The 26,629-nt window shown below is 55.5% G+C and carries 24 protein-coding genes and 3 pseudogenes; 18 read left to right on the top strand and 9 right to left on the bottom strand.

Going from position 1 to position 26,629, the window contains the following annotated elements; genetic code table 11:
• Nucleotides 1–432, top strand: a complete 432-nt coding sequence (locus tag EOHIBHHM_RS25605; RefSeq protein WP_497258982.1) for a type II toxin-antitoxin system VapC family toxin — start codon at nucleotides 1–3, stop codon at nucleotides 430–432.
• 182 nt (nucleotides 433–614) lie between these two features.
• On the opposite strand, the gene EOHIBHHM_RS25600 is transcribed toward EOHIBHHM_RS25605, so the two are convergent.
• From EOHIBHHM_RS25600 to EOHIBHHM_RS25590, 3 genes are all read right to left on the bottom strand, one after another.
• The gene (locus EOHIBHHM_RS25600) at nucleotides 615–1,976 is read right to left on the bottom strand and encodes a DUF790 family protein (RefSeq protein ID WP_497258980.1); all 1,362 of its coding nucleotides are present in this window, start codon (nucleotides 1,974–1,976) and stop codon (nucleotides 615–617) included.
• Nucleotides 1,976–3,376 carry a DEAD/DEAH box helicase gene (locus EOHIBHHM_RS25595; RefSeq protein ID WP_497258978.1) on the bottom strand — a complete coding sequence of 467 codons (1,401 nt, stop codon included), beginning with the start codon at nucleotides 3,374–3,376 and terminating at the stop codon, nucleotides 1,976–1,978. Before EOHIBHHM_RS25595 ends, EOHIBHHM_RS25600 begins: the two co-directional genes overlap by 1 nt.
• Nucleotides 3,377–3,501: 125 nt before the next feature.
• Nucleotides 3,502–3,972 (bottom strand): DUF7964 domain-containing protein, encoded by a 471-nt coding sequence (locus EOHIBHHM_RS25590; protein WP_497258976.1) that lies wholly within the window; start codon nucleotides 3,970–3,972, stop codon nucleotides 3,502–3,504.
• A gap of 168 nt (nucleotides 3,973–4,140) precedes the next feature.
• On the opposite strand from EOHIBHHM_RS25590, the gene EOHIBHHM_RS25585 reads away from it, so the two are divergent.
• The 3 genes and pseudogenes from EOHIBHHM_RS25585 (at nucleotide 4,141) to EOHIBHHM_RS25575 (ending at nucleotide 6,600) form a co-directional block, all read left to right on the top strand.
• Complete coding sequence (locus tag EOHIBHHM_RS25585; protein ID WP_497258975.1) at nucleotides 4,141–5,049, top strand: hypothetical protein; 909 nt, start codon at nucleotides 4,141–4,143, stop codon at nucleotides 5,047–5,049.
• 159 nt (nucleotides 5,050–5,208) lie between these two features.
• Nucleotides 5,209–5,352 (top strand): AbrB/MazE/SpoVT family DNA-binding domain-containing protein, encoded by a 144-nt coding sequence (locus tag EOHIBHHM_RS25580; RefSeq protein WP_497258973.1) that lies wholly within the window; start codon nucleotides 5,209–5,211, stop codon nucleotides 5,350–5,352.
• A 7-nt stretch (nucleotides 5,353–5,359) separates the two neighbouring features.
• Nucleotides 5,360–6,600: pseudogene (locus EOHIBHHM_RS25575) on the top strand (RNA-guided endonuclease InsQ/TnpB family protein).
• A gap of 13 nt (nucleotides 6,601–6,613) precedes the next feature.
• Here EOHIBHHM_RS25575 and EOHIBHHM_RS25570 read toward each other — a convergent pair.
• Complete coding sequence (locus tag EOHIBHHM_RS25570) at nucleotides 6,614–6,973, bottom strand: hypothetical protein (protein ID WP_497258971.1); 360 nt, start codon at nucleotides 6,971–6,973, stop codon at nucleotides 6,614–6,616.
• A 665-nt stretch (nucleotides 6,974–7,638) separates the two neighbouring features.
• Between EOHIBHHM_RS25570 and EOHIBHHM_RS25565 the strand changes: the two genes are divergently transcribed.
• From EOHIBHHM_RS25565 to EOHIBHHM_RS25550, 4 genes are all read left to right on the top strand, one after another.
• Nucleotides 7,639–7,983, top strand: a complete 345-nt coding sequence (locus tag EOHIBHHM_RS25565) for a nucleotidyltransferase domain-containing protein (protein WP_497258969.1) — start codon at nucleotides 7,639–7,641, stop codon at nucleotides 7,981–7,983.
• On the top strand, nucleotides 7,971–8,339 hold the full coding sequence (locus tag EOHIBHHM_RS25560; RefSeq protein WP_497258967.1) for a HEPN domain-containing protein: 369 nt from the start codon (nucleotides 7,971–7,973) through the stop codon (nucleotides 8,337–8,339). The genes EOHIBHHM_RS25565 and EOHIBHHM_RS25560 overlap by 13 nt, the downstream gene beginning before the upstream one ends.
• A gap of 370 nt (nucleotides 8,340–8,709) precedes the next feature.
• Nucleotides 8,710–9,477 carry a ParA family protein gene (locus EOHIBHHM_RS25555; RefSeq protein ID WP_497258965.1) on the top strand — a complete coding sequence of 256 codons (768 nt, stop codon included), beginning with the start codon at nucleotides 8,710–8,712 and terminating at the stop codon, nucleotides 9,475–9,477.
• Entirely contained in the window at nucleotides 9,477–9,863 is a 387-nt protein-coding gene (locus EOHIBHHM_RS25550) for a DUF8160 family protein (RefSeq protein WP_497258963.1), read from the top strand. The genes EOHIBHHM_RS25555 and EOHIBHHM_RS25550 overlap by 1 nt, the downstream gene beginning before the upstream one ends.
• Before the next feature lie 162 nt (nucleotides 9,864–10,025).
• On the opposite strand, the pseudogene EOHIBHHM_RS25545 reads toward EOHIBHHM_RS25550, so the two are convergent.
• Nucleotides 10,026–10,136: pseudogene (locus EOHIBHHM_RS25545) on the bottom strand (IS5/IS1182 family transposase); the annotation flags it as partial.
• Nucleotides 10,137–11,761: 1,625 nt separating this feature from the next.
• Here EOHIBHHM_RS25545 and EOHIBHHM_RS25540 point away from each other — a divergent pair.
• From EOHIBHHM_RS25540 to EOHIBHHM_RS25515, 6 genes are all read left to right on the top strand, one after another.
• A complete protein-coding gene (locus EOHIBHHM_RS25540) occupies nucleotides 11,762–12,802 on the top strand; it encodes an ABC transporter substrate-binding protein (protein WP_497258961.1) in 1,041 nt (346 codons plus the stop codon).
• On the top strand, nucleotides 12,799–13,650 hold the full coding sequence (locus EOHIBHHM_RS25535) for an ABC transporter permease (RefSeq protein ID WP_497258959.1): 852 nt from the start codon (nucleotides 12,799–12,801) through the stop codon (nucleotides 13,648–13,650). Before EOHIBHHM_RS25540 ends, EOHIBHHM_RS25535 begins: the two co-directional genes overlap by 4 nt.
• A gap of 22 nt (nucleotides 13,651–13,672) precedes the next feature.
• Nucleotides 13,673–14,575, top strand: a complete 903-nt coding sequence (locus EOHIBHHM_RS25530) for an ABC transporter ATP-binding protein (RefSeq protein WP_497258957.1) — start codon at nucleotides 13,673–13,675, stop codon at nucleotides 14,573–14,575.
• Nucleotides 14,575–15,327: an ABC transporter permease gene (locus EOHIBHHM_RS25525; RefSeq protein WP_497258955.1), complete on the top strand. Its 753-nt coding sequence runs from the start codon at nucleotides 14,575–14,577 to the stop codon at nucleotides 15,325–15,327. Before EOHIBHHM_RS25530 ends, EOHIBHHM_RS25525 begins: the two co-directional genes overlap by 1 nt.
• A 382-nt stretch (nucleotides 15,328–15,709) precedes the next feature.
• Nucleotides 15,710–15,964: a hypothetical protein gene (locus tag EOHIBHHM_RS25520; protein WP_497258953.1), complete on the top strand. Its 255-nt coding sequence runs from the start codon at nucleotides 15,710–15,712 to the stop codon at nucleotides 15,962–15,964.
• Between the two features lie 282 nt (nucleotides 15,965–16,246).
• Nucleotides 16,247–16,720, top strand: a complete 474-nt coding sequence (locus EOHIBHHM_RS25515) for a TRAM domain-containing protein (RefSeq protein ID WP_497258951.1) — start codon at nucleotides 16,247–16,249, stop codon at nucleotides 16,718–16,720.
• A 241-nt stretch (nucleotides 16,721–16,961) separates the two neighbouring features.
• On the opposite strand, the gene EOHIBHHM_RS25510 is transcribed toward EOHIBHHM_RS25515, so the two are convergent.
• Nucleotides 16,962–18,164 (bottom strand): FAD-dependent oxidoreductase, encoded by a 1,203-nt coding sequence (locus tag EOHIBHHM_RS25510; protein WP_497258949.1) that lies wholly within the window; start codon nucleotides 18,162–18,164, stop codon nucleotides 16,962–16,964.
• Nucleotides 18,165–18,340: 176 nt separating this feature from the next.
• On the opposite strand from EOHIBHHM_RS25510, the gene EOHIBHHM_RS25505 reads away from it, so the two are divergent.
• From EOHIBHHM_RS25505 to EOHIBHHM_RS25490, 4 genes are all read left to right on the top strand, one after another.
• Nucleotides 18,341–18,997 (top strand): helix-turn-helix domain-containing protein, encoded by a 657-nt coding sequence (locus tag EOHIBHHM_RS25505; protein WP_497258947.1) that lies wholly within the window; start codon nucleotides 18,341–18,343, stop codon nucleotides 18,995–18,997.
• 1,210 nt (nucleotides 18,998–20,207) lie between these two features.
• Complete coding sequence (locus tag EOHIBHHM_RS25500) at nucleotides 20,208–20,543, top strand: hypothetical protein (RefSeq protein WP_497258945.1); 336 nt, start codon at nucleotides 20,208–20,210, stop codon at nucleotides 20,541–20,543.
• Between the two features lie 302 nt (nucleotides 20,544–20,845).
• The gene (locus EOHIBHHM_RS25495) at nucleotides 20,846–21,319 is read left to right on the top strand and encodes a hypothetical protein (RefSeq protein WP_497258943.1); all 474 of its coding nucleotides are present in this window, start codon (nucleotides 20,846–20,848) and stop codon (nucleotides 21,317–21,319) included.
• A 293-nt stretch (nucleotides 21,320–21,612) separates the two neighbouring features.
• Nucleotides 21,613–22,044 (top strand): hypothetical protein, encoded by a 432-nt coding sequence (locus EOHIBHHM_RS25490; protein WP_497258941.1) that lies wholly within the window; start codon nucleotides 21,613–21,615, stop codon nucleotides 22,042–22,044.
• Nucleotides 22,045–22,630: 586 nt separating this feature from the next.
• Here the strand turns inward: EOHIBHHM_RS25490 and EOHIBHHM_RS25485 are convergent.
• The 3 genes and pseudogenes from EOHIBHHM_RS25485 to EOHIBHHM_RS25475 all read right to left on the bottom strand — a co-directional run bounded on the left by EOHIBHHM_RS25485 (nucleotide 22,631) and on the right by EOHIBHHM_RS25475 (nucleotide 26,629).
• A pseudogene (locus EOHIBHHM_RS25485) lies at nucleotides 22,631–24,324 on the bottom strand (MFS transporter).
• Nucleotides 24,325–24,333: 9 nt separating this feature from the next.
• On the bottom strand, nucleotides 24,334–25,470 hold the full coding sequence (locus EOHIBHHM_RS25480; protein WP_497258939.1) for a DUF1214 domain-containing protein: 1,137 nt from the start codon (nucleotides 25,468–25,470) through the stop codon (nucleotides 24,334–24,336).
• A 22-nt stretch (nucleotides 25,471–25,492) separates the two neighbouring features.
• Entirely contained in the window at nucleotides 25,493–26,629 is a 1,137-nt protein-coding gene (locus tag EOHIBHHM_RS25475; RefSeq protein ID WP_497258937.1) for a DUF1214 domain-containing protein, read from the bottom strand.

The following is a 26,629-nucleotide window of genomic DNA, read 5'->3' as shown; positions in this document are numbered from 1 at the left end:
GTGGCGACGGCGCTTCTCGATTCTGGTATCATCTATGCGGATCGGAATCGCAACGACTCGTTCCACGAACCGGGCCATCGAATCATGCAGGCAGCACACCAAGGCGATCTCCCCCAGTTGCGGATTCTCTCACACAACCTGATTGAGGCGACGAACGCCATTCAGAAGAATCTCGGCTGGGAGCGTGGTGTCGAGACATATCGGTATCTCCACGACAGTTCTCAGTTTGACCTTGTTCATCCGTCGGAGGACGATTTCGTGAACGCCCAGAGTATCTTCGTCCGGGAGCGAGAACTGGAACTGGCCGACGCACTCGCCACGGCGTATATGAATCGCGTTGGATTCACCTACATTTACAGCTTCGACAACGACTTCGATCGGTTCGACCAACTCACACGGCTCAACACAGACGCGAATCCATTCGTTGGCTAACCCCGGTCTAATCTGTCAGAAGTGCGTTCGAGTGTGATTCTGGGGTGCAGTCGGTAAGACGAGAATCGGATCGTTGGAAGGTCAGCTGGTCAACGCCTGTTCCGACTCAGCTGGAGAGACCGGTATCAACGATTCCCTACAGATTATCGAACGATGAAAAATACAACTACCTTCGCTAATACCTATTGATGGTCTATCTCAGTGTGAGCACTCCCAGTCGCGTACTGCTCGGCCATCTCAACCAAATCGTAGACATGAATCCCTGTTTTGAACCACAGTACGCGATCCGCGACGACCCTAAAGTCATCGCTGGCACACTCCAGTTGCTCTGAGACGGCCAGCATGAAGTTCTCTGCATCCACCTGCCGGATTTTCTCCAGTTTCGACTCCAGATACTCCGGTGTCCAGAAGCCAACGATTTCGAGGGTCACTCGCCGGCCATCGGGATGTTCGATTGCGAAGTCAGGAATCATCACCTCGGCACCGAGATCGAAGACATCATCCTCGCGTACTAACTGCCACTCTGTGTTCGCCCGCTCCCATTTCTGGGCGAGCGTCCGCTCGAGGTCACTATCGAATCGCTCCCCCGCGCTGTAGTGCGAATCGAGACCTTCGCCCTGATCAAGTGTGAATTGCCGTGTCTCGCTAGTCGTTTCGTCGACGAGAATTTCAGCGCTCATCTCCCACCGCTCACAGAGGGGCAACGCTGGCAGGAAGTTCGCCATGCGAATCCCGTATTTCTGTGATTTCGAGAAGAGCGACGCAGGCCCATCCAACACAGCCTCATACCCTATTGCCTGATCCGTACTTGAAACACGATTGCCGTCGGCGTCGATTGGATAAATTCGATGCATCAGCCCAAATAGCTTCACGTAGCTGAACACCGTCCCGAAGTGGTCCCACACACGAATCCGCATCTCTGTAGCGTCGTAGAGGACAGCTTGAGCGAGTGCGAGGTTGTATCGGGTCAACAGCCAATCGACGGTGAGGTCCGTGTGTTCGTACTCCTCGCCACTACTGCCGGTCAGATTTGTCGTCGACGATGACGTGTCACCGTCACTCGTGTATCGGTCAGCCGTCCGCGTACCAATCTGGACAAGGCGCTTGTTGTCCTCCAGGTCGGCGTACATTCCACGGTAGCACTCTTCGAGCGAGATCCCGAATTCGTCGGCAACTGCACTGTACACTTCCAGCTGCTGGGTGTCCTCGCCGAGCGTGGGCTGTCGGACAATAGGATACTGCTCGTTAGCTTTCTCGAAGAGCAACCGGCGGATCTCCTGCGGGTCGACCGACGCGACGACCTCAAACGCACACTCATCTTTCAGGAGTTTCGCGAGGCCTTGGACGATTTTGTAGTCAGTATCTGCGACGGTCAGCTCGTCGATCGCGTCCTCGAGGTCACCTTTCGGTTCACCGAGATGGCTCTCGAACAGTCGGATGAGTTCCTCTGCTGTCTCGCGGTAGCGTGCATCGGATGGGTCGATGAACAGTGGCGTAATCGTCTCGTCGGTCGTGCGCGACCGGGCGAGATTCGCGGTCAACACTACTTGGTCACCCCTTCGCGGCGTCGCTGGGAGACATACGTCTCCATCGTATCTTCGGTGATAATCTCGTAGAGACGCGCTGGCTGACGGTCGTCCGTCGGCCGGAGAATACGGCCAAGCTGCTGGGCGTACTGCCGTTTCGACGCACTCCCCGAGAGGATGATTCCGACGTTCGCAGCCGGAACGTCGATACCCTCATCGAGAACTTGGGACGTTGCCAGCAACGAGTACTCTCCAGTGCGGAATCGCTCAAGAATCTCGGTGCGTTCGTCGGTCTTCGTCTGGTGGGTGATACAGGGGACGATGAACTCTTGAGAGATCTCGTAGGCGAAGTCGTTATTCGCGGTGAAGATGATGGCGCGGTCGTCGTAATGGCGCTTGATGAGAGTATCGAGTGTATCGAGTTTCTTCGTCGCTGTCCGAGCAATTCGCTCGGCGCGCTGCTTGGCGATGAGCGCCCGCCGTCCCTGTGAGTCGTAGGAGGTCCGTTTGAGGAACTCCTGGTAGCCGCGTTCCTTCCAGAGATCGAAGTTGTGGCTGTCGACGTAGTCGCGATAGATCTGGTACTCCTCGTCGTACGTCTTGCGTTCGTCGGTTGTGAGGTCGACCGACATGTGGATGGTCTCGTACTCGCTGAGGTACTCGCCGGCGAGGTCGTCGACCTGCTCCCGATAGACGACTGAGCCGAGAAGATCTTCGAGAAGTTCGTGCTTCCCATCAGAGCGCTCATAGGTCGCTGTGAGGCCGAGTCGATACGGCGCAATCATCATCTCGGGGATCTGTTGGTACGTCGGGGCTGGCAGGTGGTGTTCCTCGTCGACGACGAGCAACCCGAACCGGTCGCCATACTCGTTGACGTAGCGATAGGCGCTATCGTAGGTCGTGACCGTAATCGGGGTGACCTCGTGGCTGCCGCCACCGAGCACGCCGATTGGCTGTGAGAGTTGGTCACCGAAAGCGTTGGTGAGCGTGGCGTGCCACTGGTTCATTAGGTCGATCGTTGGCGTCACAACGAGCGCGCTGACACCAGCATCCGCAATAGCCTGTAGCCCGAGGAACGTCTTTCCGCTGCCCGTCGGGAGGACAACGCTCCCGCGTCGTCGATGTTCGACCCATGCGTTGAGAGCTGCTTGTTGGTAGTCACGTGGCTCGATGTGAAGCGCCGGTGTGAGCGCAAGATCAGGGTACGCTCGGGCGGCATTTTCAAACGAGTTAGTGAAGCCGTCCTGAAGCGTCGCCTGTTCGTCACCGTCCGTCCACACACCAGCCCATTCGAGAAGCGATCGATATCGATAGGCCTGTGCACGGTATTCGTCGACGCGGTCGTCCCACTCGACGTAGGGGACGTCGGCCGGCGCGTCACGGAGTAACAGCGTTCCGTCGTCGAACTCAATCCGCATTCAGTATCTACACGCAAGACAGTGAGAAGAATTCAATCTGTGGGTTATCGCGTACGATACACGCCTCGCTCGACCGTATCTAGAGTGTCAGGTAGCTGTGAACAGCTCCGCTCGCCCGAATTCAGTCAGCCGGCGTCCGCCCTCAGTTCGTCCAGCGCTTCGTCCATCACGTTGAATAACCGATCAGTCTCTGGGTACGTATACTCGACATACTCCCAGACGAACGCTGCGACATCTTCAACGGAGGGATTCGTTCTCTGATTGAATCCGAGTGCTAGCTCTCCTGTTTCGTCATCAAACACCTTGATCGCCGACTCGAGAACAACCGTATCGTCATCCGCTTGCTCATCGACAACGACGATAATCTGCTCCCATTGCTCGTTCGTCGGGTTCCAGCCGACGAAGTGATGTCTGTCATCAATGACAAAGTTGAGATGGGTAATCTCGTTCGTGGTAGTGTCGATGACAAGTGGGCCGACCATCTCAAATATGTCTCTGTCGTTGAATATATCGACAATCTCCATGCTCAGACCGCCAGCAGGCAACGAGTCGAGAACAACTGGGCTCTCATCATCGGGTGTAGGGTGCTTGGTCATCGGGGCACGATCCTCTAGAGACACAATCGTCGGAGAGACAAATCACCGTTTCGTCACCGAAGCAGTTGCGGTCGATGCAGCGAGAAAAGCGTGCCAGTGTCGGTCAGAACCAGTCACTGCCGGTGGCGAAACAACTGATTAGCGAGAGTGTGAACACGTACAGGAACCATGGGCGAGACCGACAGACGACTGTCCGAAGACAGCGAGCAACGGTTTCTGGATCTCTACGGACATCTCTTGGTGTACGTCAACGATCGATTCAATGTCATCGATGGTGTCGAAGCTCTGGACGATTTGAAACAGGCCTACTCCGACGAGCTCTTGCCCCTCCGAGATAAGCTGTATCAGGAATCGACGACGGAACTGATCACGGACTTCGTCGAGGAGAATCCTGCCACGCTGTCAGAGGCTGATCTCGAACAGATCGCCGCTTGGACTGACTTTGTCGCCGGGGAGTTCGTCGTTGTTCGATACCGACAGCATGATGCGATCTTTCTCGATTGGACAGAGCCTCCAAAAGTATACGCGGTGCGGCCCACTCGGATACCGTTCTCCGAACTCTGGGACGAACGCGCACTCCCGATACCGGTTTCGAGCGTCGTCCTACTTCCATTCGAGGGACAGATTATCTACGATGGGTGGATCGGAGTCAAGAACATCGTCTTCGGTGGGTCGCTCAGTACGGACATCGACGACGAATACGAGGAAGCCAAACACCGCTTCGGCGTCGTCAACTCGCTTCCAGCACCCGAAGAGGCTGAGAAGTCAGACACGGAAGAGTTACGCTTCTACATGAAGAACAAGCGCAACCGAGAGCGATATGCGTCGGAAATCGACCAGTTGCGGGAGAAAAACGACGAATTAGAGCGGATTTACCACCAAGAGATGGGTAAAGCCAGAGCTCGAAGCCTTGGTCGCGAGTTACGCGAGTTGGAGCTGAACGAAGCCCATGTCGCCATCTACGATGATCGAATCATCACGAGCGCACCCTCTGAAGCACAGGTCCGTGAGATACTCGAAGACATAATGCCTGCTGGCAAGGTTGATCATCCCTACATCTACCACTTCAACCCCTGACAGGTGGGACTCGTCTACAGATAATCAAGGCAGAGTGCCTCGGGGCTTGACCCCGAGGGTGAATGCCGACACTCCCTACATTTTTCTCTCACGACGACCTGCTCACAGGCCCACCGCACACAAACAGTCATCACTTTTAATACGATTCGGTGTGAGTGAATGGGTATGAATCAGATGAAATGTTACCCCACTCTCCGCGAACGTGGGCAAATCACAATCCCTGAAGAAACCCGAGAACTACTCGGACTCCAACCCGGAGACCGACTCAAACTCACTGTTGAAAAAGCCACCACCAAGGACTAACCCCACGATGGATACCGCGCTTCGCTGTCGTGCCTACCCAGACGAAAACACGGCTAGCGAAGCGTGGCGGCACATTGAAATCCACCGCCAAATCCGCAACGACGCGGTTCGAGACTACTACTCCTACAAGAAAGGCAACCGGCCTGCCGCATACGAGCAACACAAGAAGCTCACACATGGAAAAAGCAGTGGCCGGTCTATGGTGACGTATCCGCGCATGCCGCCCAACAAACAGTCTCGCAAATCCACAAGGACACCGAGACGCTGAAAGGACGGCGGAAGAACGGATACAAAACAGGGCGACTCAAATGGCAAGGGTGCGGTGAGTTCCGGTCAGTCGCGTATCAGTCAGAAGGCTTCGACGTGGATCACAACACGGGTCAAGACGGATACGTTCAACTCGAACTCTCCAAAATCGGTAGCTTCCCTGTCCGCGAACACCAACCGATTCCGGAGACTGACGACATCAAGCGCGTCATCCTGAAGAAAGAGGCAACCGGCGAGTGGTTCGTCTCATTCATAACCGGAATACCGGACGAAGAACTCCCTGAGAAACCATCTCCAGAGTCACTCGACGATGCTGACTGTGTGGGTTTTGACCTCGGTATCCTCTCGTACATCCACACGTCGGACAACCTCTCGGTCGACATGCTCGACTTGGATGACGAGTACGAGCGATACGCCCGTGAACAGCGGAAACTTGACCGGAAGGAACACGGGTCGAATAATTGGGGGGAACAGCGACAGAAAGTGGCGAAGGCGAGGCGAACTATCAAACGGAAAGTCGAGGACTTCCAACACAAGTTGTCGACGTGGTTGGTGAAAGAGTACGACTTGGTGGCTGTCGAGGATTTGGACGTGAAGCCGATGATGGAGACGTCGCAGTCCGCGAAGAATAAGCAGGACGCGGCGTGGTCGCAGTTCCTGACGATATTAGAGTACAAAGGTGAGCTGTATGGTACTCATGTCGTGAGGGTCGAAGCGGCAGGTACGTCGAAGGAGTGTTCGCGGTGTGGTGTGGAGACTGCGAAGCCGGTGTGGGTGCGTGAGCATTCGTGCCCTGCGTGCGGCCACGAGGAGGATAGGGATTTGAACGCGGCGAAGAACATTCTTTCTCGCGGTCGTCAGAAGCTCGATGTAGGGGCGGGACGCTCCGAACCAACGCCTGTGCAGACTGCGCTCCCTGTGTTCACCCCGGTTGGGGTGGATGCAAAGCGCGTCGTTGAAGCAGGAAGCCCCGAGGCTTGACCTCGGGGCAGGTTCACGACTCCAACTTCTCCACGTTCGATGTGATCTCGTCCTTGGTCGGCTCGCCGGTGAACTCAAGTACTATATCGCCTACGCCGAACGCATATCGCTGGTAGGAGACATCAACGTGAATCCAGCACTCGACATCAATGTCCGTCGCGTTGTAATCGTCCCTGCGTGCGTTTTCGCCGGTATTCAGGACGTCAAGCAGGTACTCTTCGATACACGCGGCATTTGAAATCCGCAAGAGATGGTCGCCACCAACGTGGTCTAAGATCTCTGCTGGAGTTCCATACCCGTCGCCGACGATATGAAACTCGCCGTAATACTCGTGCGCTTCGATTTGAACGAGGAGAGCATACGTCTCAGCCATACCTGGAGTTCACAGAAAGCACCCATCAGGGTGCCTATTTACCACCGACTATGGTGAGTCCGCGGTCAAGCAGTGTCTGTCCGACATAGATTTACAAGGAAAGAGCGAACATCGTTCTTTGAACGATATGAGCGTAAATATAGCTGTGTTAATCCGTGTTCGGGTAAGCAGAAAAGCCGAGAGACTGCGCTCACTTAGCTAAGTTATCGTTGTAGACCGCATGGGGAGAGGGTATGCTGTCCCAACTCTCTCCAGACCTTATTCGACGGTGGCTCACTCTCCTCTTTCCTATACGGGCTTTCCTGGATGCCGCTGGAGCGGCATCCGGGCTGTCTCGCCCAAGTCTCGGCTTCCTACGCACTCGGACCAGTCAGCACGACGTGCTCGGTGGTACGGAACTCAGGTTGGTCTCTTGCACCCCATACTTTGTTCACGCTCTCTATCGGTAGCAGAATTCCCATCGAGTCAGCACGACCGTAGAAACCTATCACAGGCCGAGGAGATTGATAGAGCTGTCCTCGCCCGGCTTCGGTTGCTCAGAGTCTGTGTCGGTCTGACATCGTATGAACTTCACCTCAGTGAGCATCTCACTAGGTGTATCTGATGCCCGTCTCGTCATTCCTCAACAGGGAAAATAAATGACACCGAAGGACGTAGCCAAGTATATGAGTAACGAGACCGCGAACGAATCCACATCGGCTAATGCCCACACCGTCGCAGCAGAGGCATTTGTCGACCAAGCGCGGTCCCAGCATGGCGATGAAATCGCCGAACTGTACGTCTTCGGCTCAACCATCCGCGGCGAAACCCGTGGCCTTGCCAGCGACGTTGACGTCCTCGTTGTCCTCAATGACGATGCCGACCAAGACGTCACCGCCGATTCTCTCCGTGACCTCGCCTATGACATGATGCTCGAATATGGGCCTGTCGTCGAGTCACATCCTGTCGGAGACCGCGTTCGAACGTCACCAGCACGAGGGCAACCCCTTCATCAGAAATGTCGTCACTGAGGGGCACTCTTATGCCTGATGGTGAACAGCCGGGAGAAGCCGTGGTCGAAGATCAACTCCGGCAAGCCCGCCAAGCGCTTGCAGATGCCGACGGTGCGCGGGATGCACAACTCTCTGACGCGCTTGTCATCAATCGGCTGTACTACGCTTGCTTCCACGCTGCACAGGTTGTCCTTTACCACCGGGGGCACGATCCCACTAGCCACGGAGGTGTTCTCTCCCTCTTCGGATCCGAAGTTGTCGTCGCTGGTGACGCGTCACGTGCGGATGGCCCTTTTCTAAACGACCTCTCTGAACTCCGTAAGCAAGCCGACTACGGTACGGAGAACTCGACGAAAACATCGACGCGCTTCTAGCTCGGACACAACAGTTCGTCTCTAAGATGGAAGCGCTCTGTTCCGCCTCCGAAGAATGAGAGCTATGCAGAGCGTGTTGAGTGGCGGCCGAGAGAGAACGACAGTACCATCACCGCGATGAAACATCCCACCAGCACAGAATCAGGGTCTGCTATCCGTCCGGTTAATCCGAGATACCCGACGGCAATCATCGCCACACCAATCACAAGCAGCGTGAACTGCCGAGTGCCGAAACCCTCCATAGTCCCATCTTTGGGCGCTACCAGCATAGAATCGGAGGCTAGACTCGTCTGAGCGATAGTTGTCTGACATAGATTTACAAGGAAAGAGCGAACATCGTTCTTTGAACGATATGAGCGTAAATATAGCCGTGTCGAACCAGAAAGGCGGCGTCGCGAAATCAACAAATTCTATCAATATCGCCGGAGCCCTGGCTTCTCGAGGCCATGATGTCCTCATCGTCGATACCGACCCACAGGGCTATACCACACGCACGCTCGGATTCACCGACGAATACAACACCCAAAGTCCCAATCTCGCAGACGCGTTCAACGACCCCACTGAATACGATCTCGATGAGATCATCCTGGGGCATCCGGAGTTCGACGTGCTGCCGTCTAACGTCTCCATGTTCTCACTGCAGCAAGACCTAATCGCGGCTGGCTGGAAACCACGCGAACGCCTGTCGATGCTGTTCGAACAGTTGGGCGACAGCTACGACTACGTCGTCGTCGATGCCCCACCAAGTCTCGGTGTCATCAACGACAACGTATTGCTGGCCTGCCAGAACATGGTCATCCCAGTGGAAGCCATGGAGAGCTCGATCCACGCACTCGATATTCTGCTCAATCAAATCGAAACGCTCGAAGATCGGTATGGTGTCACCATTCAGCAGTCCGCCATCGTAATCTCGAACGTTCACTACCCCTTGGACAACGACCAGAAAGAGAACATCGAGTTCTTCCACGAGACCTTTGATGGGAGATGTCCGGTACACGAGATCCGGCACAGAGCAGCAGTGAAGCGGAGCCTCAGTGCTGGCGGGTCGATCTTCGGCGACGATGCCGAAGATACGGACATGAAAGAGAACTACCAGCAGCTGGCAATTGAACTTGAACAAACGGAGGTGACTGCGTAATGGCGAATGAGACTGGCGACTCGGTAAAAGACCGATTCGCACAACGGTTCGATGACGAGAACGATGAGAAGTCAGAGAAAGAAGAGAACGAAAATCAAGAGAAGAAAGCAGAGAAGGAACAGAAGGTAAAGAGTTCAAAGAACGAGAAGGCAGTAAACATCAAATCAGAGTGGACCAACCACTCGATCTATCTCAACGACGAACTGGCGTCATCGCTCAGTCACAACTACAAACGGCTCGACCTTGATCTCGACCAAGACTACGGCCTCTCAATCAAGAAGACGCGGCACTACTATCCGTTGGTCGTCAGACTCGGGTTAGAACGGTTAGAAGAGTTAGAGAGTAAAGAAGTCAAAGAGAGAATAGAAGAATGTGAAGTCAAATAACTATTAGCACGGATAGAAAGACGAGTCTGCTCAGGTTCTATTGAGTCTATGGAAGTCTCCTGCTTGTGAGTAACTCTGCCCGATAGCCTCTTTTATCAGCTTGGGAGGTAAGCTTATATCAGTTCATCAAATTGTCATAACATGAAGCGTGAGCATCGCTCAGTCGGCGAACCTGCCTCCCCCGATGGGGTCGGCGGGTTCGCCTGGGTTCTCGACAACTGTTTTAGCAGTAGCGACCGTAACACGTGTGAAGCGGCGGAATTCTGAACCCAAACCAATCTGCCGCTTCGATTTCTACCGAGATAACGGAGTCGCCACGCCGCAGTCTAGCGATCCTACAGAGCAAAAATCTGAACAGGACTCGATCCGACGATCAACGCCATTGGGACGCTGATCGTGCTGTTCTCCCTTTCGATCGCTGTTGCGGCAGAAAAACTCTCTGCACGGTTGGTCGAATAGCGCCTGGCCCGCTTTCCATTTCCCCAAACACTTCTGTTCATACTGCTCCGTTAAGGCACCCTGTCAATAGCGTTTTGGACTCTCTTCATCTTGAGAATTCGTGGTCAAGCACAGCACACTCTCTGTCCCCCTTCTTCGGAGGCCTCTGACGCTCTCCCGCCGACGCGTCAGAGTAAGCGTTGAGCATTGTATCGTACGTCTAAGCCATTTGTACGTCTTTGATAGCCAAGCTATCCAAGCGATACAAATGATCCAAATTACAACCACGATTCGGGGTAGCCTACGCTTTTAGCTTCACGACCGGGAGAGACTCGTTGCTCCCTGCTTAGTAGCGTTGTAACTTATCGATCTTAGGTGTAGCTTGGAAAAATAGACTATTGAGACGGGTGATAACTTCGGTTGCAACCTTCGTCCAACTGCCGATCGGGACATCGTTACTGCTGTCCATGCTGATTTCGCTCAGAGAGATTGGAACGGTGGGACCCCAGACTATAGTTCCAGAATTGTATCGAAGTAGTTGTACAACACATGGAATTGATCGATGAACTTCAGAACAGCAAGTGCTCCACGTATAAACACACGAACCTCAAGGTCACTGAAAATACGATCAGCGTCGTCACCATCGCGGCTGATACACTTGTCCTTAACGCTCGCTCAGAGTGTCGTAGGTCTGTTCGTTGACAAACCCAATTACAACACTCCAGTCTCGGCTCCCTTAAGAGACGGATTCCAGTCGGCAAATACGCCGAACGTATGCGCTTTGAGGAAACTGCCAATACCATCATCGAGACGCATCAGTCTGACTCGTGGCTGAGTGGTTACTCGGCGCAGGCATTGACACCGGCCATCGTAAGCGACCTCACGAACGTTTTCTCCGCGCACTGGTCGTGCAAGGTCAACGAGAAGGCTCACCCATTTTGCAGTCATACTCTAAGTGCCCAAGTGTGACAACATCTCAACTTCCACATGCACAACATTCTTTCATTTTCTTACCACTACTCAGGTAGCCACAGTTTCGAATGTTAGTACATGCTATTTGTGCTGCCGTCCATACCGAGTCAACAACAGTGTTTCTGAGGAGGCAGTTTGAGAGCTGCAGCGATCCAGTCGAGCTGTGAGAGCGCTTTCTCTGGCAGTGTCCGTTTTATTTACAAGCAATATTCTTATTCGACAGTGCTTCATTTCATTTGTCAGGTGGAATCAGGCGTGTCTTCCGCCAATTTTGTGCTCCGACTTAGCTGTTAATCATCGTTCGTACGGCACTGTGCGGAAACTAATTGGATACGTCTCACACTTCAGTAATGGATAATCATCAATCGAAGACGGAGAGAGCAAGAAGTTCGTCACGCCGACGATTTCTCCAGTCGTCGGCCGTTACAACCACAGGATTGCTCACTGGATGTCTTGGTTCGGCATCCAATACTGAACAAACGCTGACTATGGGGTATCAGCCGTTTTCAGCGCACGCGTGGGAAGCCCTCATTATGAAACATAGCAATATCCCACAGAAATATCTCCCTGAGGGCTACTCGCTGGAATGGCAGTCAGCACTCCAGGGTTCGGTCGTTGGCAACCGAATGAGTGTCGGGAAGAACCAAGTAGGCTGGATGGGCGATATGCCTGCACTGACGACTATCGCCCAGGACGAAACCCCAGCCAGCCTCGTCGGTCTCGCCAACTGGTCACGGGGCCAACAATGTAACCTCCTCATCGTCCCCCGTGACTCCCCGATCGAAAAGACGTCAGACATCGCTGGCAAGACCGTTGGCGTCACGAAGGGGTCGTGTACACATCGATATCTCCTCCGACTGCTCGAAGCCGAGGGGATCGACGTCACGATGGAAGACACCAGCATCTCCACTATACTCGCAAATCTACGGGAGGGGCGGATTGCAGCAGGACTAGGATGGGAGCCTCCAGTTGCAAAGTCAGTGGTTCAGGACGACCTGACCCGGTACGTCTCGACCGGCGCGAAATACAATGTAATTGACGCTGGTGGAATACCGATGACTGACAACTTGATCAACAACCATCGCGAGGCCGCGAAGGCAATTCTAAAGGCCGAGCTTGAAGCGACACGAGTCCTCGCGACCGACCACGAGCGGACACTCGATTTAGTCTCGCAAGAAGCCGACCTCCGGTACTTCAACCGTTCGTCGCTCCGGTGGGGCGTATACAAAAGCCCGCCAATTAGCGAGAATGTCCAACGCTTGCAATTTGCGACCGACTTCGAGCAGGCGGAAGAGCCGGGGCGGTTGATGAAAGAAACCGGTCCGAAGTTCCTCACACGCCAGGGAGCGCTTGAAGCACCCCCACCGTCCGACCGGTATAAGCCAGAGGTCCTCAACGAGGCAGCGGCCGAACTCAACGACACGGTCGACTGGTCGCCACGATTGGCCGGAAACGCGTCGGACAGCGGCACTGGGCCGGGAGTAACGAACGCCTCGAACGGAGGTAACATTACGGGAAGCAATCGATGAGCACGCGTTCGACGACCGAACTCATTGGCGAGTGGTTCACTGGGAGTCGCCCGTCGTCAACACGGGGAGTTCGGAAGCTCCTCTCACTTGTCGGGTTCGTTGCGATCTGGTGGCTGTGTTATCAGTTCGGCGTGCTCAACTTCGAACACTTCGTGAGTCCAACGGCTGCCCTCGTAGCATTCGGCGAGGCGCTCACCGGGCAGCCGTTAGTTGAGGGCGGGGACACCATCTACCTCCACGCTATCTACTCGACAGCGCGCGTTGTGATTGGGGTCGGAGTTGCAGCCATACTCGCTGTCCCACTAGGGCTGATTGTCGGGACGAGTCAGCGGTGGGAAAACTTCGTGTATACCGCACTCGAGGCGTTCCGTCCGATTCCGCCAATCGCGTGGCTCCCAATCGCCATCATCGTCTTCCCAGCAATTGCAGTTGGGTCAGTCTCGATCCCACTGTCCGCGCTCTTCGTGGTGTTCATCGGAGCATTCTTCCCAATATTTACAAATACTATCGAGGGCGCGCGAAACGTTGAAGTGGAGTTCCGCAGGGCAGCAGAGAGTCTGGGTGCATCCTCGACGAATGTCTTCCGACATGTGGTACTGCCAGCGACCTTGCCGTCAATTATTACAGGACTCTCGCTCGGTGTCGGTCTTGGCTGGATCACGGTCGTCGCCGCTGAGCTCGTCACTGGCGGCCCTGGACTCGGGTACATCATCATTCGAGGATCGCGGCTTCGAAATAAGCAGACGATTGTCATCGGCATGCTCGCAGTCGGCGCACTCGGGTATGCCTCCTCAGCGCTCGTCGGACGGCTCGGCCGATGGCTCACCCCATGGTCCGACACAGAGTAACACACCCCAAAGCAACTAATTCATGAGTGAACACAATACCAGCGACGAACGCACCAACCCGAACGAACAACCCGCGAACCGGACGGACCACCCAGAATCGAACAACAACGAAGAGTTTCGGTCGTGGACCAACTCCAGCGGGACAGGCACCGTCAATATCAAGGACATGTCGAAGGTGTACCACACCGACAGCGGCGAACTGACTGCAGTCGACGGGATGGATCTCCACATCGAGGCTGAGGAGTTCGTGACTGTGCTCGGCCCCTCCGGCTGCGGGAAAAGCACCGTAATGGAGTGTATTGCCGGCTATCTTGACCCTACCGAGGGTGAGGTATTGGTCAACGGCGAGCCAGTTGATGAGCCGGACCCCTCCCGTGGGGTAGTTTTTCAGGAAAATCGGCTGTTCCCCTGGAAGACAATCAACGAGAACGTTCGATTCGGTCCCCAGATGCGTGACGCGGTCGACGAAAGTCGTATAGAGACATTGTTCGATCAGATGGGGCTGGAGGGATTCGAAGACTCGTATCCTCACGAGCTCTCGGGCGGAATGCAACAGCGCGCCGAACTTGCGCGGTTGCTCGCGAACGATCCAGACATCATGCTGATGGACGAGCCATTTAGCGGGCTCGACGCGATGACAAAAGAGCTGATGCAGGAGAAGTTGCTTGACGTCTGGGAGGACGACGACAGGACAGTATTATTCATTACTCATGACGTCGAAGAGGCGATCTTGCTCGCGGATCGAGTCGTTGTGATGACTGCGCGGCCGGGTCAGGTCAAGGACGTCATCGATGTCGATCTCGATCGGCCGCGCGACACCGACATCGTCACTAGCGACCGGTTCAACGAACTCCAGCGCCGAGCAAGCGAGAGTATCCACGACGAGGCCGAGCGTGCGATGGAACAAGCGGAGGGACGGACCTGATGGAGTACATTCGGCGTGCCGAGCAGTCGATGTCGCTTCTCGCAGTGCTCGCGTTGTGGGTAGTCGCCACTATGGTCATCGCCAACAACCCGAGTCTTCCGACCCCACCGCAAGTACTCACGGCGCTGGTCGGTTCGGCGGCGGATTCGTACTTCTGGGGAGAGGTCGCTTTGAGCACGTTCCGGGTGTATCTTTCCTACGTAATTGCAGCCATAGCGGGGATTCCACTGGGACTGTTGATCGGTCGTAGTGAGATTGCTGAGGATCTCCTCTTCCCATCGCTCGAGGTCCTCCGACCGATTCCACCGATTGCGTGGTTCCCAGCACTGACGATTATCCTATTTAACCCCGAAAATATCGTCCGATTCATCATCTTTCTTGCCGCATTCTTCCCGATTCTTCTCAATACGATTGAGGGAGTCCAAGATGTTGAGGAAGAATTCTCACAAGCCGCCAGCTCCTTGGGTGCTTCTTCGTCACAGACTTTGCGCCACGTTGTGCTCCCGAGTGCACTCCCTTCAATCTACACTGGTCTGGTTAATGCTATGGGATTGGCGTGGGTCAGCCTCGTCGCGGCAGAGGTCCTGTCGAGTAGCGGTCTCGGGTACTTCATTTGGAACGCATTCACTGCGGGCGAGTATCCAAACGTTGTCGTCGGGATGATCGCAGTCGGCTTGTTGGGATACGCTTCCTCAACGCTTGTCCGGTGGCTGGGTGCCCGACGGTTGCCATGGCTGCAGTCGACAGCGTGAACTACCCCACTCTTTACAACGGCAACATGGTGTGTAGTCAGGTTCTCTCTTTCCGCCGATTTCCCGCCTCGAGGGTTCAAGTGAGCATCGAAGGACCGACACTCACTACTCACTCGTCGTCAGCTGGGCCGTGATACTTCAATTTGATACTGTCGCCATCTCGCCACTGCCAGTACTCGTCGTCGTTGTCGTTGATCGTCTTCACCCTGAGCGACGCTTTTGACGGGACGCCCTCTGGACGGTCGTCGACGTCGGTCTCGTCACAGTATCAATAACCTAAATACAAATTTCAACGGAAATTTACTTCCTATTATTGTTCTACCATTCGAATTAATCAAATAGGTGACAACTATTATTGTCTAGAAGTGTGTGACTACCTTTGATGAGTGATGGGACGATCTATCGCGGCAGTGATGGAGAGTACTACGGGGATGTGGACCTCTGGGATCGATTCGAGTCTGGGGTGTGGACACCAGAGTGTTGGAACACCGAGACCGGGAGAGAGTGGGTTGAGACACAAGACAACGAGGTACTCTGTCTGACGCCGATCGCACACCGCAGCGTCGCCGAGGAGACACACCTCGAACGCGTCTGTGGCGGCGTCCGGGTTGTTACCAGTCACCCGATCCGTCGATAGCCAGGGCGTGGCTTTCCCACGTCGTTTTGACACGCACTCTTGGTTGCAACGTGTCCATTCGTTCTACTGTCTCTGCATTCAACTTGCTCAAGATTTTGTCACGTTCACTTGGACTCCATCAGTGGCTCGCCGACCACCGTCGCTGTGCGTCGACATGATGCTATTAACCAACGAGCCCAATCTGTTGGTTAACAGGTGTCGATCACACAACTGAAGTGGTCGTCTCGGGTCTCACAATCTCGATCCCCGGTGGCGAACGTCCCTCTCAGGTGCCAGTTCGCGATGTCTTCGACGCACACCATTATACATGAGTCTCTCAAACGGGTTACCACTATACCGATGGTCGAGATTCCTGACTCACTGCAGTGTCTGTTTGCTGCGTCTGTGACCGAACAAAACGGCTCGTACCGCATCGAGATCCCACGTGGAGAAGTTGAACAAGGTAGGCTTGACGTCGGCAAGTTCTATCGCGTTGGTGTGCTCACGCACACCGCCGTGTCGTCGCCGAGCGAGTCCCTCGACGCCGACACCGCCCCAGACGCGGGACCACAGGAGCCCCAGGCACCGCCCGTCAACGAGGGCGAAGTCCGTGAGGTAACAATCGAAACGCTCGGCGAGGAAGGCGACGGCATCGCAAAAGTTGAGCGCGGCTACATCATCATCGTCGACGGTGGTCAGCCTGGTGAGACGGTAAAGGTCGATGTGCATACGGTTCGCCAGAACGTTGCCTTCGCCGAGATCGTCACAGCGGAGTAGTGTCTGTTGACGAGAGTGTCGGCTGGCATGTTCATCCGATGCTTTGAGCACACGCCGACCAGTCATATTCGAGCGGGGTTGCTGGACGTACTCCCTTCCCGCCGACCCGAGACGTTGGTGTCCACCAAGCTGGGGTGAGCTCTTGTCAGTCGTGCATATTCGCGCCCGTCCGGACACTTCCTGGACGCTCGGGACCCCCGCCGAGCGGTGGCGGTCCCTCAGCTTGTGATTCGACTTTGAATCAGAAGGAACTGGTGGTCGATTTCGTGGGCGTTGTCGGTTTGGGAAGCGACGTCTGAGCTGCTCGGCGGCGACGCGCCCGATGGAGGACAGCGCTCGGAAGTAGCTTGACAGCGAGATTGCGTGCCCGAGTTCCAATATGTGATTGCATTGTCCCGAGTGCTCCGAGCCAGTGAGATTCGGACCGAATTCGGTCCGCTCTCGGTTTTCGTTCGGCTTCGAACGTCTCGCACGCTGTCGTCGATTCGTCGTGCGTATCGAGCGCGTGCACCAACGTAACTGCGTCCTCAATAGCCTGTGCTGCGCCCTGACCTGCAAACGGGAGCATCCCGTGAGCAGCGTCACCGACGATGACAGCTGATCCCTGGGACCACGTCTCCAAGGAGGGGAGATCCTCGAGATTAGTAACGAAGACGTCGTCGGGCTTGAGCGAGTCGACAACAGTGGGAATCGGTTCCGGATAGTCAGCGTATCGGGCACGAAGCGTCACAATCGTTTCCGCAGGGTCAGTCGAATCGGGCGAAGCAGGCTCCGGTGCTGTTGCGAACCAATAGAACCGATTAGCGTCAATTGGTGCCCCGCCAGTATAGGTCCCGTTCCCCCAGACCTCCACCCCCTGGGTACGGTATTCGTCGGGGAGGTCGACTGTGGTGACAGCCCGGTAAACGATGCTATCCAGTACTTGCGGTTCGACGCTGCCAGCGATTCCAGCTCGGACTGCAGAGTTGATACCGTCAGCCCCGATGAGGATTTCTGGCTGAATGTGCGTCCCGTCGGCGAATTGAGCTACTGGTGGGTCAGTCGCTGGGACAGCCACACATGTCATCCCAGTGCGAACCTCGGTATCGAGTTCTTCGAGAAGAATGCGTTGAACTTCGGCACGGTGAATCGCGACGAACCCGTACCCGAACTGATTTCGCTCAACCTGCTCGAGATCGAATCGAGTGAGGACCCGACCACTTGAGGAACGTATCAGACTGTCACTGAGAGGGACTCCTGCAGTACGGATACGGTCAGCGATCCCGAGGCGATCGAAGACGAGGAGTGCGTTTGTCTGGAGTAGCAGTCCAGCACCGACAGGGCGATATTCTGAGGCGGCTTCGTAGACCGTCGGCCGCCAGCCTCGTTGTTCGAATGCGAGGGCCGTAGTGAGTCCACAGATGCCGCCCCCGATGATCGCAACCTCCGGTTTCGATTTTACCATTTGTATCCCGTACCTGAATCTGCTACAACGAGTTCGACACCAAGTGTTACTGCCAGTCGATTAGATCGGGTGGCTAGTCGGCGAGGCTTCATACCTCTCGGTTCGACGAGCACCACGAAACGTCAACTGGTGATTATTTACGCGTTTTTATCAGCCCCCCGATTCATCGTATCTCAATGCGGTATCTCACGATCCACGTTCGTCCGACCGACGAGGGTGCGTTCCATCCGCTTGCGAAGCAACTCATGGACGAGCCCTCGATCACCCGGGAAGCGATTCGCAACGTCGAACTGCTTTCGGACGGGACTGTATTGCTATTCGCCGAGGGGAGTGGCGATCGGGAGCGGTACGAGGAGATCATGGAACACTCCGAATTTGTCATCGATTATCTCGTATCCGGCCAGGACCGTTGGATGGCTGTCAGTCAGTTTGAACCGACCGATACGACTCGCCGAATGCTGGAACGACAGCGTGAATCCGACCTCGTCCTCGAAACGCCAATCCACTTCAACACCGACGGATCGTTCCGAGTGACGTATCTAGGAACCGACGCAGCCTTCCAAGAGTTCGCCCAAGACGGGCAGGAGGAACTCCCGATCACGTTCGAGGTCGTTGAAACCGGTGAGTACGATCCGAACGAAGTGTCATTTACACGACTGTTAACAACGCGCCAGCAGGAGGTGCTCGAGGCGGCCGTTGAAATAGGATACTACACAGTTCCCAGAGAGGCAACGCTTGGTGACGTAGCAGCGGTCGTCGGGATTGCACCTACGACTGCTGGTGATCACCTCCGAAAAGCCGAAGAACGCGTGTTTGGAACACTTGCTCGTTGAGTCACCGGATTAGAAGGTAGTGTTAATCCTCCGTGTTGCATTTGGCCTACGAAATTTGCTGTGGTCTGCCCCCACGACTTACCTCTCTTTTCAATGTTAGAACTCAGAAAGTTCTCGCTGACAGCGACAGCAACTTCTCGTCGTTGCGCCGCGCGCGGCGCACTACATTTCTACTCACTGGTTCCACCCCAACTTCCAACGGCCGACCCCCCGTCTATACTAGTTGGTTTTTGCCGTAGCAGATACTAAAAACCGCCGTGATATGTGCTGTGTCGTCTGCGTACGGCATGTTACGGCATTTTCTCACGACGGGGTGCTGTGACGGCATACGGTATATTGCCGTAACACTGCGCTGTCTTGCGATTATGGGGTGTTACTTATATCGCAAAATCACAGTTGGTGTAACGCCATGCTGAAATGCGGTAGGATTGGCTCTGAGCGTCTCTCACGGTGTTTTTGCGATACGAGACTTATCGGGTGGAGACTGTGTGTTATGCAGTGCGTAGCCCGGTCGCTCACCGCACTAGACGGTCGCGTGCGCTATTACTTCTTTCTGAGGTGTTGATTTGGTCATAACTCGTACAGCAGACTCAGTGTGTGGGGTCGAGACGAGGGGGCCGGCCGTCAGGGGAGTGGCTGGCGGCCGGCAATGGTGCAGCGTTCACGACCGACGAGAAAAGCGCCGGTCGTGATTGTAGGGCCGCGATAGTTGGCGTGCGTCAATGGACGCACAGGTGGGTATGATAGCCTGTTCGTTATCAACTTGTTCGTTGGAACTCGTCGATACGATCTGGTTCATCACGAGCGTCTCCCATGACTGTTGAGAGGGAGGGATGGGGTGCATGCCTCTGACAGTTTCCGTTTGCCCCGTCCTGACATATTGTCTGCATGTATATTATAGTAACGAGTGCAAGTCATCACTCACCCGACCGCACGGCAGCGTGCGGTCGGGTGAGTGGACAGTTGCACGAGCTACTATATAATACTGGTTTATTATCGCCTCGAATGTTATCGATATCGATTACTTCTCAGGTTTCCGAGACTGTCGACGTGGTTCATCCGATGTGTTGTCTGCGACCCAGCACGCTCACTGCAGGAGTCGCGTGCTGAACGAAGCGGTGCTCACGGGTCGCTCGACTACGCAATGGCTGGGACACCAGAGCGACGCCGCCACCGACTCTTTTAGGTGGTATCTTCGAGACTTCACAATATGACCGAGCAACTGCTTGAGGAGGTCGTCGGCGACGGCGACCACTCATTCGCCGATAATGAGTACATTCGAGACTGGTTCATCGACGTCGGTCGTGAGTCCATCGCCAACGCAGACGACCCGACGACCAAACAGGTTGCGGCCCTCGTTGAGCACTTCGAAAACACGGCACCTGCAGACATCGACGACGAGACACTCGCGCTTCTGTGGTCGATGGGGAATATTCTCCGGTGGATGCTCGATGAGCTCCCCTTGCAGGGTGAGACAGTCGATCTCGAATGGTTACGCCAGCGGTTGCAACTCTGGAGTGGGACCGTAGGAGACGAGTCTCGGTAGTGACGGTGGATGCTCCTGTGTCCAGCGGCCATGTACAGCTGTTCGTGGAGGTTCGCAATCGGACCCAGAAACCACGCTGTCTTTTATATGGATGTTGTCAGAATCGGCGTGCTGAATATAGAGGATGAGTTCAGCAACCTGTAATCTTCTATTAGGCCTCGTTGAAACCCTAACAACGCAACAGATTCCAGCCGTAGGAATCGAAACCAGATAGATGACTTTCAGGGGTTGTTCTCCCCAGTCCAGCGGGTTTCACCAGTTCCGAGCGTAGAGTTATGACAAACCATCGCCTAATAGTGGATATGGTCCCCCGTTACTCCGGCTCACCCCATCCGATGCTCTTTGGAGATGAACGGACGGCAACCATACGTTGGCTCCTCCTCGCCACGGGACTCGCATTCGGAACGGCGATTGCAGCGGGACTTATCTATCCCGTCATTCCCACAGTCGCGCCCACCCCCGAGTTTGAGTCGGGGGCACAAACACTCCTCCGAGTTGTTCTCCTTCTCTTCGGCCTCGCTGCCCTCGGTGGCGCACTCCTCCAAGCATACCAAAATGGAAGCCTCATCGCCACCGTCCTGTTAGCGGTCGCTCCTCTCATCGGCCTCGTCATCCACACGAGCCTTGCCATACTGTTTCGCATAGAGCTGCAAGCGGATGCACCTCCAGAAGCGATTTTTGGGTCAGCGATTCTCGTTGGTCTCGGTATCGGCTTCGTGGCCTATGTCCTTGGTGTGGGTGGACGGTGGGTTATCCACCGAGGACAGACGCTGTAATAATTGCGACCGTAGTGAATCCCTTGCCGGGTGGTAGGCCGTCGGACCTAACTGCGAATATGCCACTATAACGGTGGTGTCGAACAAGAAGCACTGTTTCCAGCCCTCAAGTCAGTTCATTCCACTTCTTCAGAACCTCGTTTAGACGCTGGTGACAGCGAGAGCGAGAAAGCCATGTGACCGACTTGTGCCCTCTATTCAGCACGCTCGCAGAAACCTCACCGAACGCTGTCAGAACTGGCGTGACACATACAGAGGGTGAATTTATCAGACCGGACTGACAACCAAGTAATATGTCGATGAGGATGAGGACTGCACTAATAGGACAGGACGAGGCCCTCTCTGCACGGTTACTTGGGATAGGATTCCTTTTGATGCTTGCTCTTGTTGTCTCAGAGGTTGCATTCGGGCTTGGTACGTGGCTCGGATCTGGTGTTCGAGTGTACGTATTTTGGTTACTACTGGTCGCACTATCAGCAGCAGTCGCGTATCTGAACGACGGTCTCCTAATCTGCATCCTCGTCGCTATGCTGGTTGATTTCGGATACGCACCGGGTGGAGGACTGTTCGGGCCAGTCTCCCCAATAGAGATGGTGGGATATCTCATTCTGAGTGCTGTGATAATGGGGATGCCGCTTGGGATTCTGGGGTATATCGTCGGTGTAGCCGCCAAATACATGGGTAGGCTTGAATCGGTTAACCCTGCCGAGAATCAAGTAAAGTAATCTGTAAAACAGAATCTCATTTGACCGACTTGCGCGCTCTATTCAGCACGGTCGCAGAAACCTCACCGAATGCTGTCAGAAGGTACGTGCTGAACTTAGAGAATGTACACAGTAGAACGAGCACCATCTGTAAATTCGCAAGCTGAAATGGGTTGTGCGTGTCTGGGGTCGCTCTCACGCGTTGGAAAGCTGTTTCCCACGCACAATGACGTACATCAACACAATACCAGTAGCACCGTTCGAGATGACGGTCGATTGTCCGATTGTCCCGATATGGGGGCGGGTGTACCGCCTCGGGCGGTGTGCAAGACGCTCCCAAGAGATATAACGATGAAGATTGTCGGATTCACGCCCGTCCTGAAGGACGGGATTCTCTCCTTGATTCAGATGGGCCGTTTCTGTTCATGATTCGAGAGGAAACAACGGATACCGTGCTGTTCCTCGGTCGAGTTATCGATCTCGAATCGATGTCCCAGTAGCGGGCCGATCCACCTCCGTCCTTCGACTACTCAGGAGTAGGATATCTTGCCGAGGCGACCGAACGGGTGAGTGCTCATGTCCGAGGCGTCCTGTTTTGTGTTTTCGGTCAGTCTTCCCCTATTTTACGAGTCTGACGTGTCGGTGTCTGTGGCAGTTCGGGGTGGTCGGGTGGTTCGTCAGCTTTCGGTATCTGCCGTGGCAAGAACGTCGATGCGACGAGCAGGAGCAACACGAACACTACGAGGAGGAGCAGCGTCGTCCGTTGGGCGTCGAACATCGCAGCCTCGAAGATACCCTCAAGCAATTGCCGCTGTTCAGGAGTGAGTTGGTTCAGGAACTGTTGCTGTGTGGCTTCAGTCGCCGTCTCTACTGCATCTTCGAGCGCTATCACTAGCCTATTTCGTTGTTCTGTGGAAACGCTCACGTGTTCCGCTCGGAGTACTCCATCGACGACACTACCATAGAACTGTCCGAGGAAAACGAGCCGATGACTGCTGTCCCCAGCGCAAATCCTATCGAACTACTGACGTTCAAGACGCCGGATGCCTCGGGGGAGTCCGCGGTGGGGACGGACGACATCGTCATATTGCCGATCTGTGCCACGATGAGTCCGACACCGGCCCCATAAATCGCTACCGGGAGAAGCATTCTGCTGATGGTTTGATCGGGGCCTGTCTGCTCGTACAACAGTAGCAGTCCGAAGCCCATACACACGATGCCAATCTGGATGAGCGTCTTCGGCGAGATGTACTTCCGCCAACCGGTCGTAAACGTCGCAAAGAGGATCGACGCGATGGAATACGGTAACAACGCGAGCCCGGTTTCAAAGGCGGTGTATCCAAGTACTGCCTGAAGATAGACCGGGAAGATGAACATGAAGCCAGCCGAGAGTATCGAGCGAATATTGTATGTGACAACGCCGGACAAAAACGAGCGGTTCGTCAGGACACTCAGTGGGACGAGTGGCGACCTCCCGGCACGTTCCAGTCGGCGTTCGTACTGAATGAATCCGGCGAACGCGAGAAGTCCGAGCCCAAGGAACCAGATCGTCGGCGACGTGTCGAGCGGGTTGAACTGCACGTCGCCGACGAAAAACGGTCGCTTCACGAGTAGCCACCCGTACTTCCCACTGAGAAGGAATCCGATGACGAGCGACGTCGCACCGATGATGGACAGAACTGTCCCACCTTTATCCAGCGAATTCCGTGTTTCTGAGAGCGGAGTCGGACTCACGTACTGAACGAAGAGGAGAATAACCCCTACGCCGATGAGCTGGAGCGTAAATCCCCACCGCCAGCTAGCGTACGTGGTTAGTGCGCCACCGATTATCGGTCCAAGCGTCGATCCAACTCCGTGCACGCCGGCCAACAGTCCGAATGCCTTCGCCCGGTCCTCGTCTTCGTAACTGACTGTCAATACAGTGAACGTCAGGGGAAGCAACACAGCGGCCGCAGAACCCTCGATGAACGACCAGCCGATGTAGAGGACCGTCGTATTCCAGCTACTGGCCGCCACCAGCGTCCCACCGGCATAGACGATCAGTGCGACTGCCATTACACGCCGAGTACTATGACGAGACGGCAGCGTGCCGGCCGGGAGAATCAGCGCAGCGATTACCAGCGAGTAGAGAGCAACCGCTCCTTGAATCGCGATGACCGTGGTATCGAACTCTTCGACCATCGTGGGGATGGCCACGTTCATCAGGGAGGCATTGACGACGATAACGAACGTCGTCAGACTCACGGCGATCGCTGGGGCCCAGCGTTGTACTCTCGTCTTTCTGTCCGTAGAGATGTCCATGTGCTCGCCTCACTGGACTGGCTGGGCTTTGGGGAACTGATAGCTCCCGTCGAGAATCGACTCGCGCGGCTGGTAGAGCCGGACTACGTAGCTCCAGTCTTCCGGGGTGTAGAGGAAGTTCGGCTGGTCCGGGTCACCACCAAAGTGAATCGTGACACTGCCGTCGTCGTTGGGTTCGGCGGTCACGTTGTTCACGGAATAGGCATCGTACTCGTTCTCCTCGAAGAACAAGTCTCGATTGTAGACGCTGACCGACCAGAACCCGTCCACGGGAACGTCGTCGACAGTGAGGGTATGTGGAGTTTCCCCGTCGTTCTGGGCGGGGGTCCGAAAGAAGAACAATGCTTCTGAGGGTTGCGGAACGCCGGTCCATCCGGACGTAGAGAGGAGGAAGAATTTCACGGGGTCGACGTCGTCGACGTCACCATACGCACCCGAGAAGTTGTCAACCGTGGCCACGACTGTGTTGAGCGCGTCGTTGAGTTGCCCGAGTGATTGGCGCTCCCAGTTTGGAATCTCGAACGACCCTGCCGACGACTGTTCCACGCCTATCTCGTCCTGAAGTTGCTGGACTTCTCTGACGTCCTCCGGGTCGTCAGGATCAACAAAGATGCGGACCGCGACGCCAGCATACCGAGTCCCTGTTAGCTCACGTGTGATGGTGTACGGCCCAGGATCGTACACGCAGAGCTTCCCGTATTGGTCCTCGTTCTGGACATTCATCGACAGGTAGCGGTCACCGGTGTCCGGGAGCGTTATAGTGACTGGTTCAGTCAGATCGAATACCCCGAAGGAGTAGAGCGTGTCGCGATTCAGCCCGACGGTAAACTGCTCGTCGATGGGGGCGAGACGCCGGATGTGGTAGAACTGTCCGAACCCACCGTCGTCGACGGTCGACTGCCATTTCGCATGGCAGTTGGCACGCGGGAAGTTCTCCCAGGTCACCGGTACCGGCTCGTCGTTTTCACCCATCTGTTGCCGGATTCCGCGGTCGAGTAGCTCTGGTGAGTGCCGGTCGCCACTGGCGCTGTCGACGCCCGATGCAGGTATTCCGGTGAGACTGTTCCCACGGAGCGCGGTTCGTCGTATCGTCCACGGTGATTGGGGGTCTGAACTGGCAGTCGTGTCGTGTGCGTTGTTTCTCATGGCTATTGTTCCTCGTATGTTGTCACTCGACTGGCTGGGCTTTGGGGAACTGATAGTCCCCGTCGATGAGGGGCCCACGTGGTTGGTAGAGTCGGACGGTGTAGCTCCACCCCGCTGGCGTGTAGAGGTAGTTCGGCTGGTCTGGGTCGCCGCCGAAGTGAATCGTGACGCTGCCATCAGCGTCCCGCTCGGCGGTCACGTTGTTGATCGAGTAGGCGTCGTACTCGTTTTGCTCAAGATACTGGTCGCGGTTGTAGACGGTGACCGACCAGAACGCGTCGACCGGGACATCCTGCACGGTGAGCGTGTGTGGCGTCGTGCCGTCGTTCTGGTCGGGAACTCGTTGGAGGGCGATCGCTTGCGACGGCTCCGGAACGCCGGTCCATCCCGCCGTACTGGCGATGAAGAATTTCACCGGGTCGACCTCGTCGACGTCACCGAACGCGCCCGAGAAGTCGTCTATCGTGAGTTCGACTACTTTGAGCGCGTCGTTGAGTTGTGTGTACGATTCCGGATTCCAGTTGGGGATCTCGAACGAACCAGGGGACGATTGCTCCACGCCGATCGCGTCCTGAAGCTGCCGAACTTGTCTCAGGTCGTCCGGGTCGTTCGGATCGACGAACGTACGGATCGCGACGCCAGCGTACCGAGTTCCGATGAGGTCTTTCGTTATCGTGTACTCGTCGGGGTCGGTGGCGTACAGTTTCACGTACTGGTCCTCGTTCTGGACGTTCATCGACTGGTATCGGTCACCGGTGTCTGGTTTCGTGATGGTGACCGGGTCGGTCAGGTCGAAGACCCCGAGTGAGTAGAGTGTGTCACGGTTTGCCTGGATGGCCAACTGATCCTCGATGGGGGCCAGGTTTCTCTGGTGGTTGAACTGTCCGAACCCACCATCATCGACGGTTACCTTCCACGTGATGTGACAGTTTGCACGCGGGTAGTTCTCCCACGTTACCAGGACCGGCTCATCACATCCTGACGGCTGCTGGCCCGTCTGCCGGGCGTTCGCGCCTGGATCGTCCTGGCGGGTGCTGGCGCTGCCGACGCCCATCGCGAGCAGGCTGGCGAGGCCCGTCCCGCGGAGTGCGGTCCGTCGGGTCGTCCGCAGTGATCCGGAGTCTGAGCTAGCAGTTGTGTCGTGTGTCTCGTTGCTCAT

It is taken from the genome of Halogranum roseipondis (assembly GCF_059695585.1).
The sequence above is the reverse complement of the archived record's forward strand: the minus strand, read 5'-3'. Positions and strand labels throughout refer to the sequence as shown.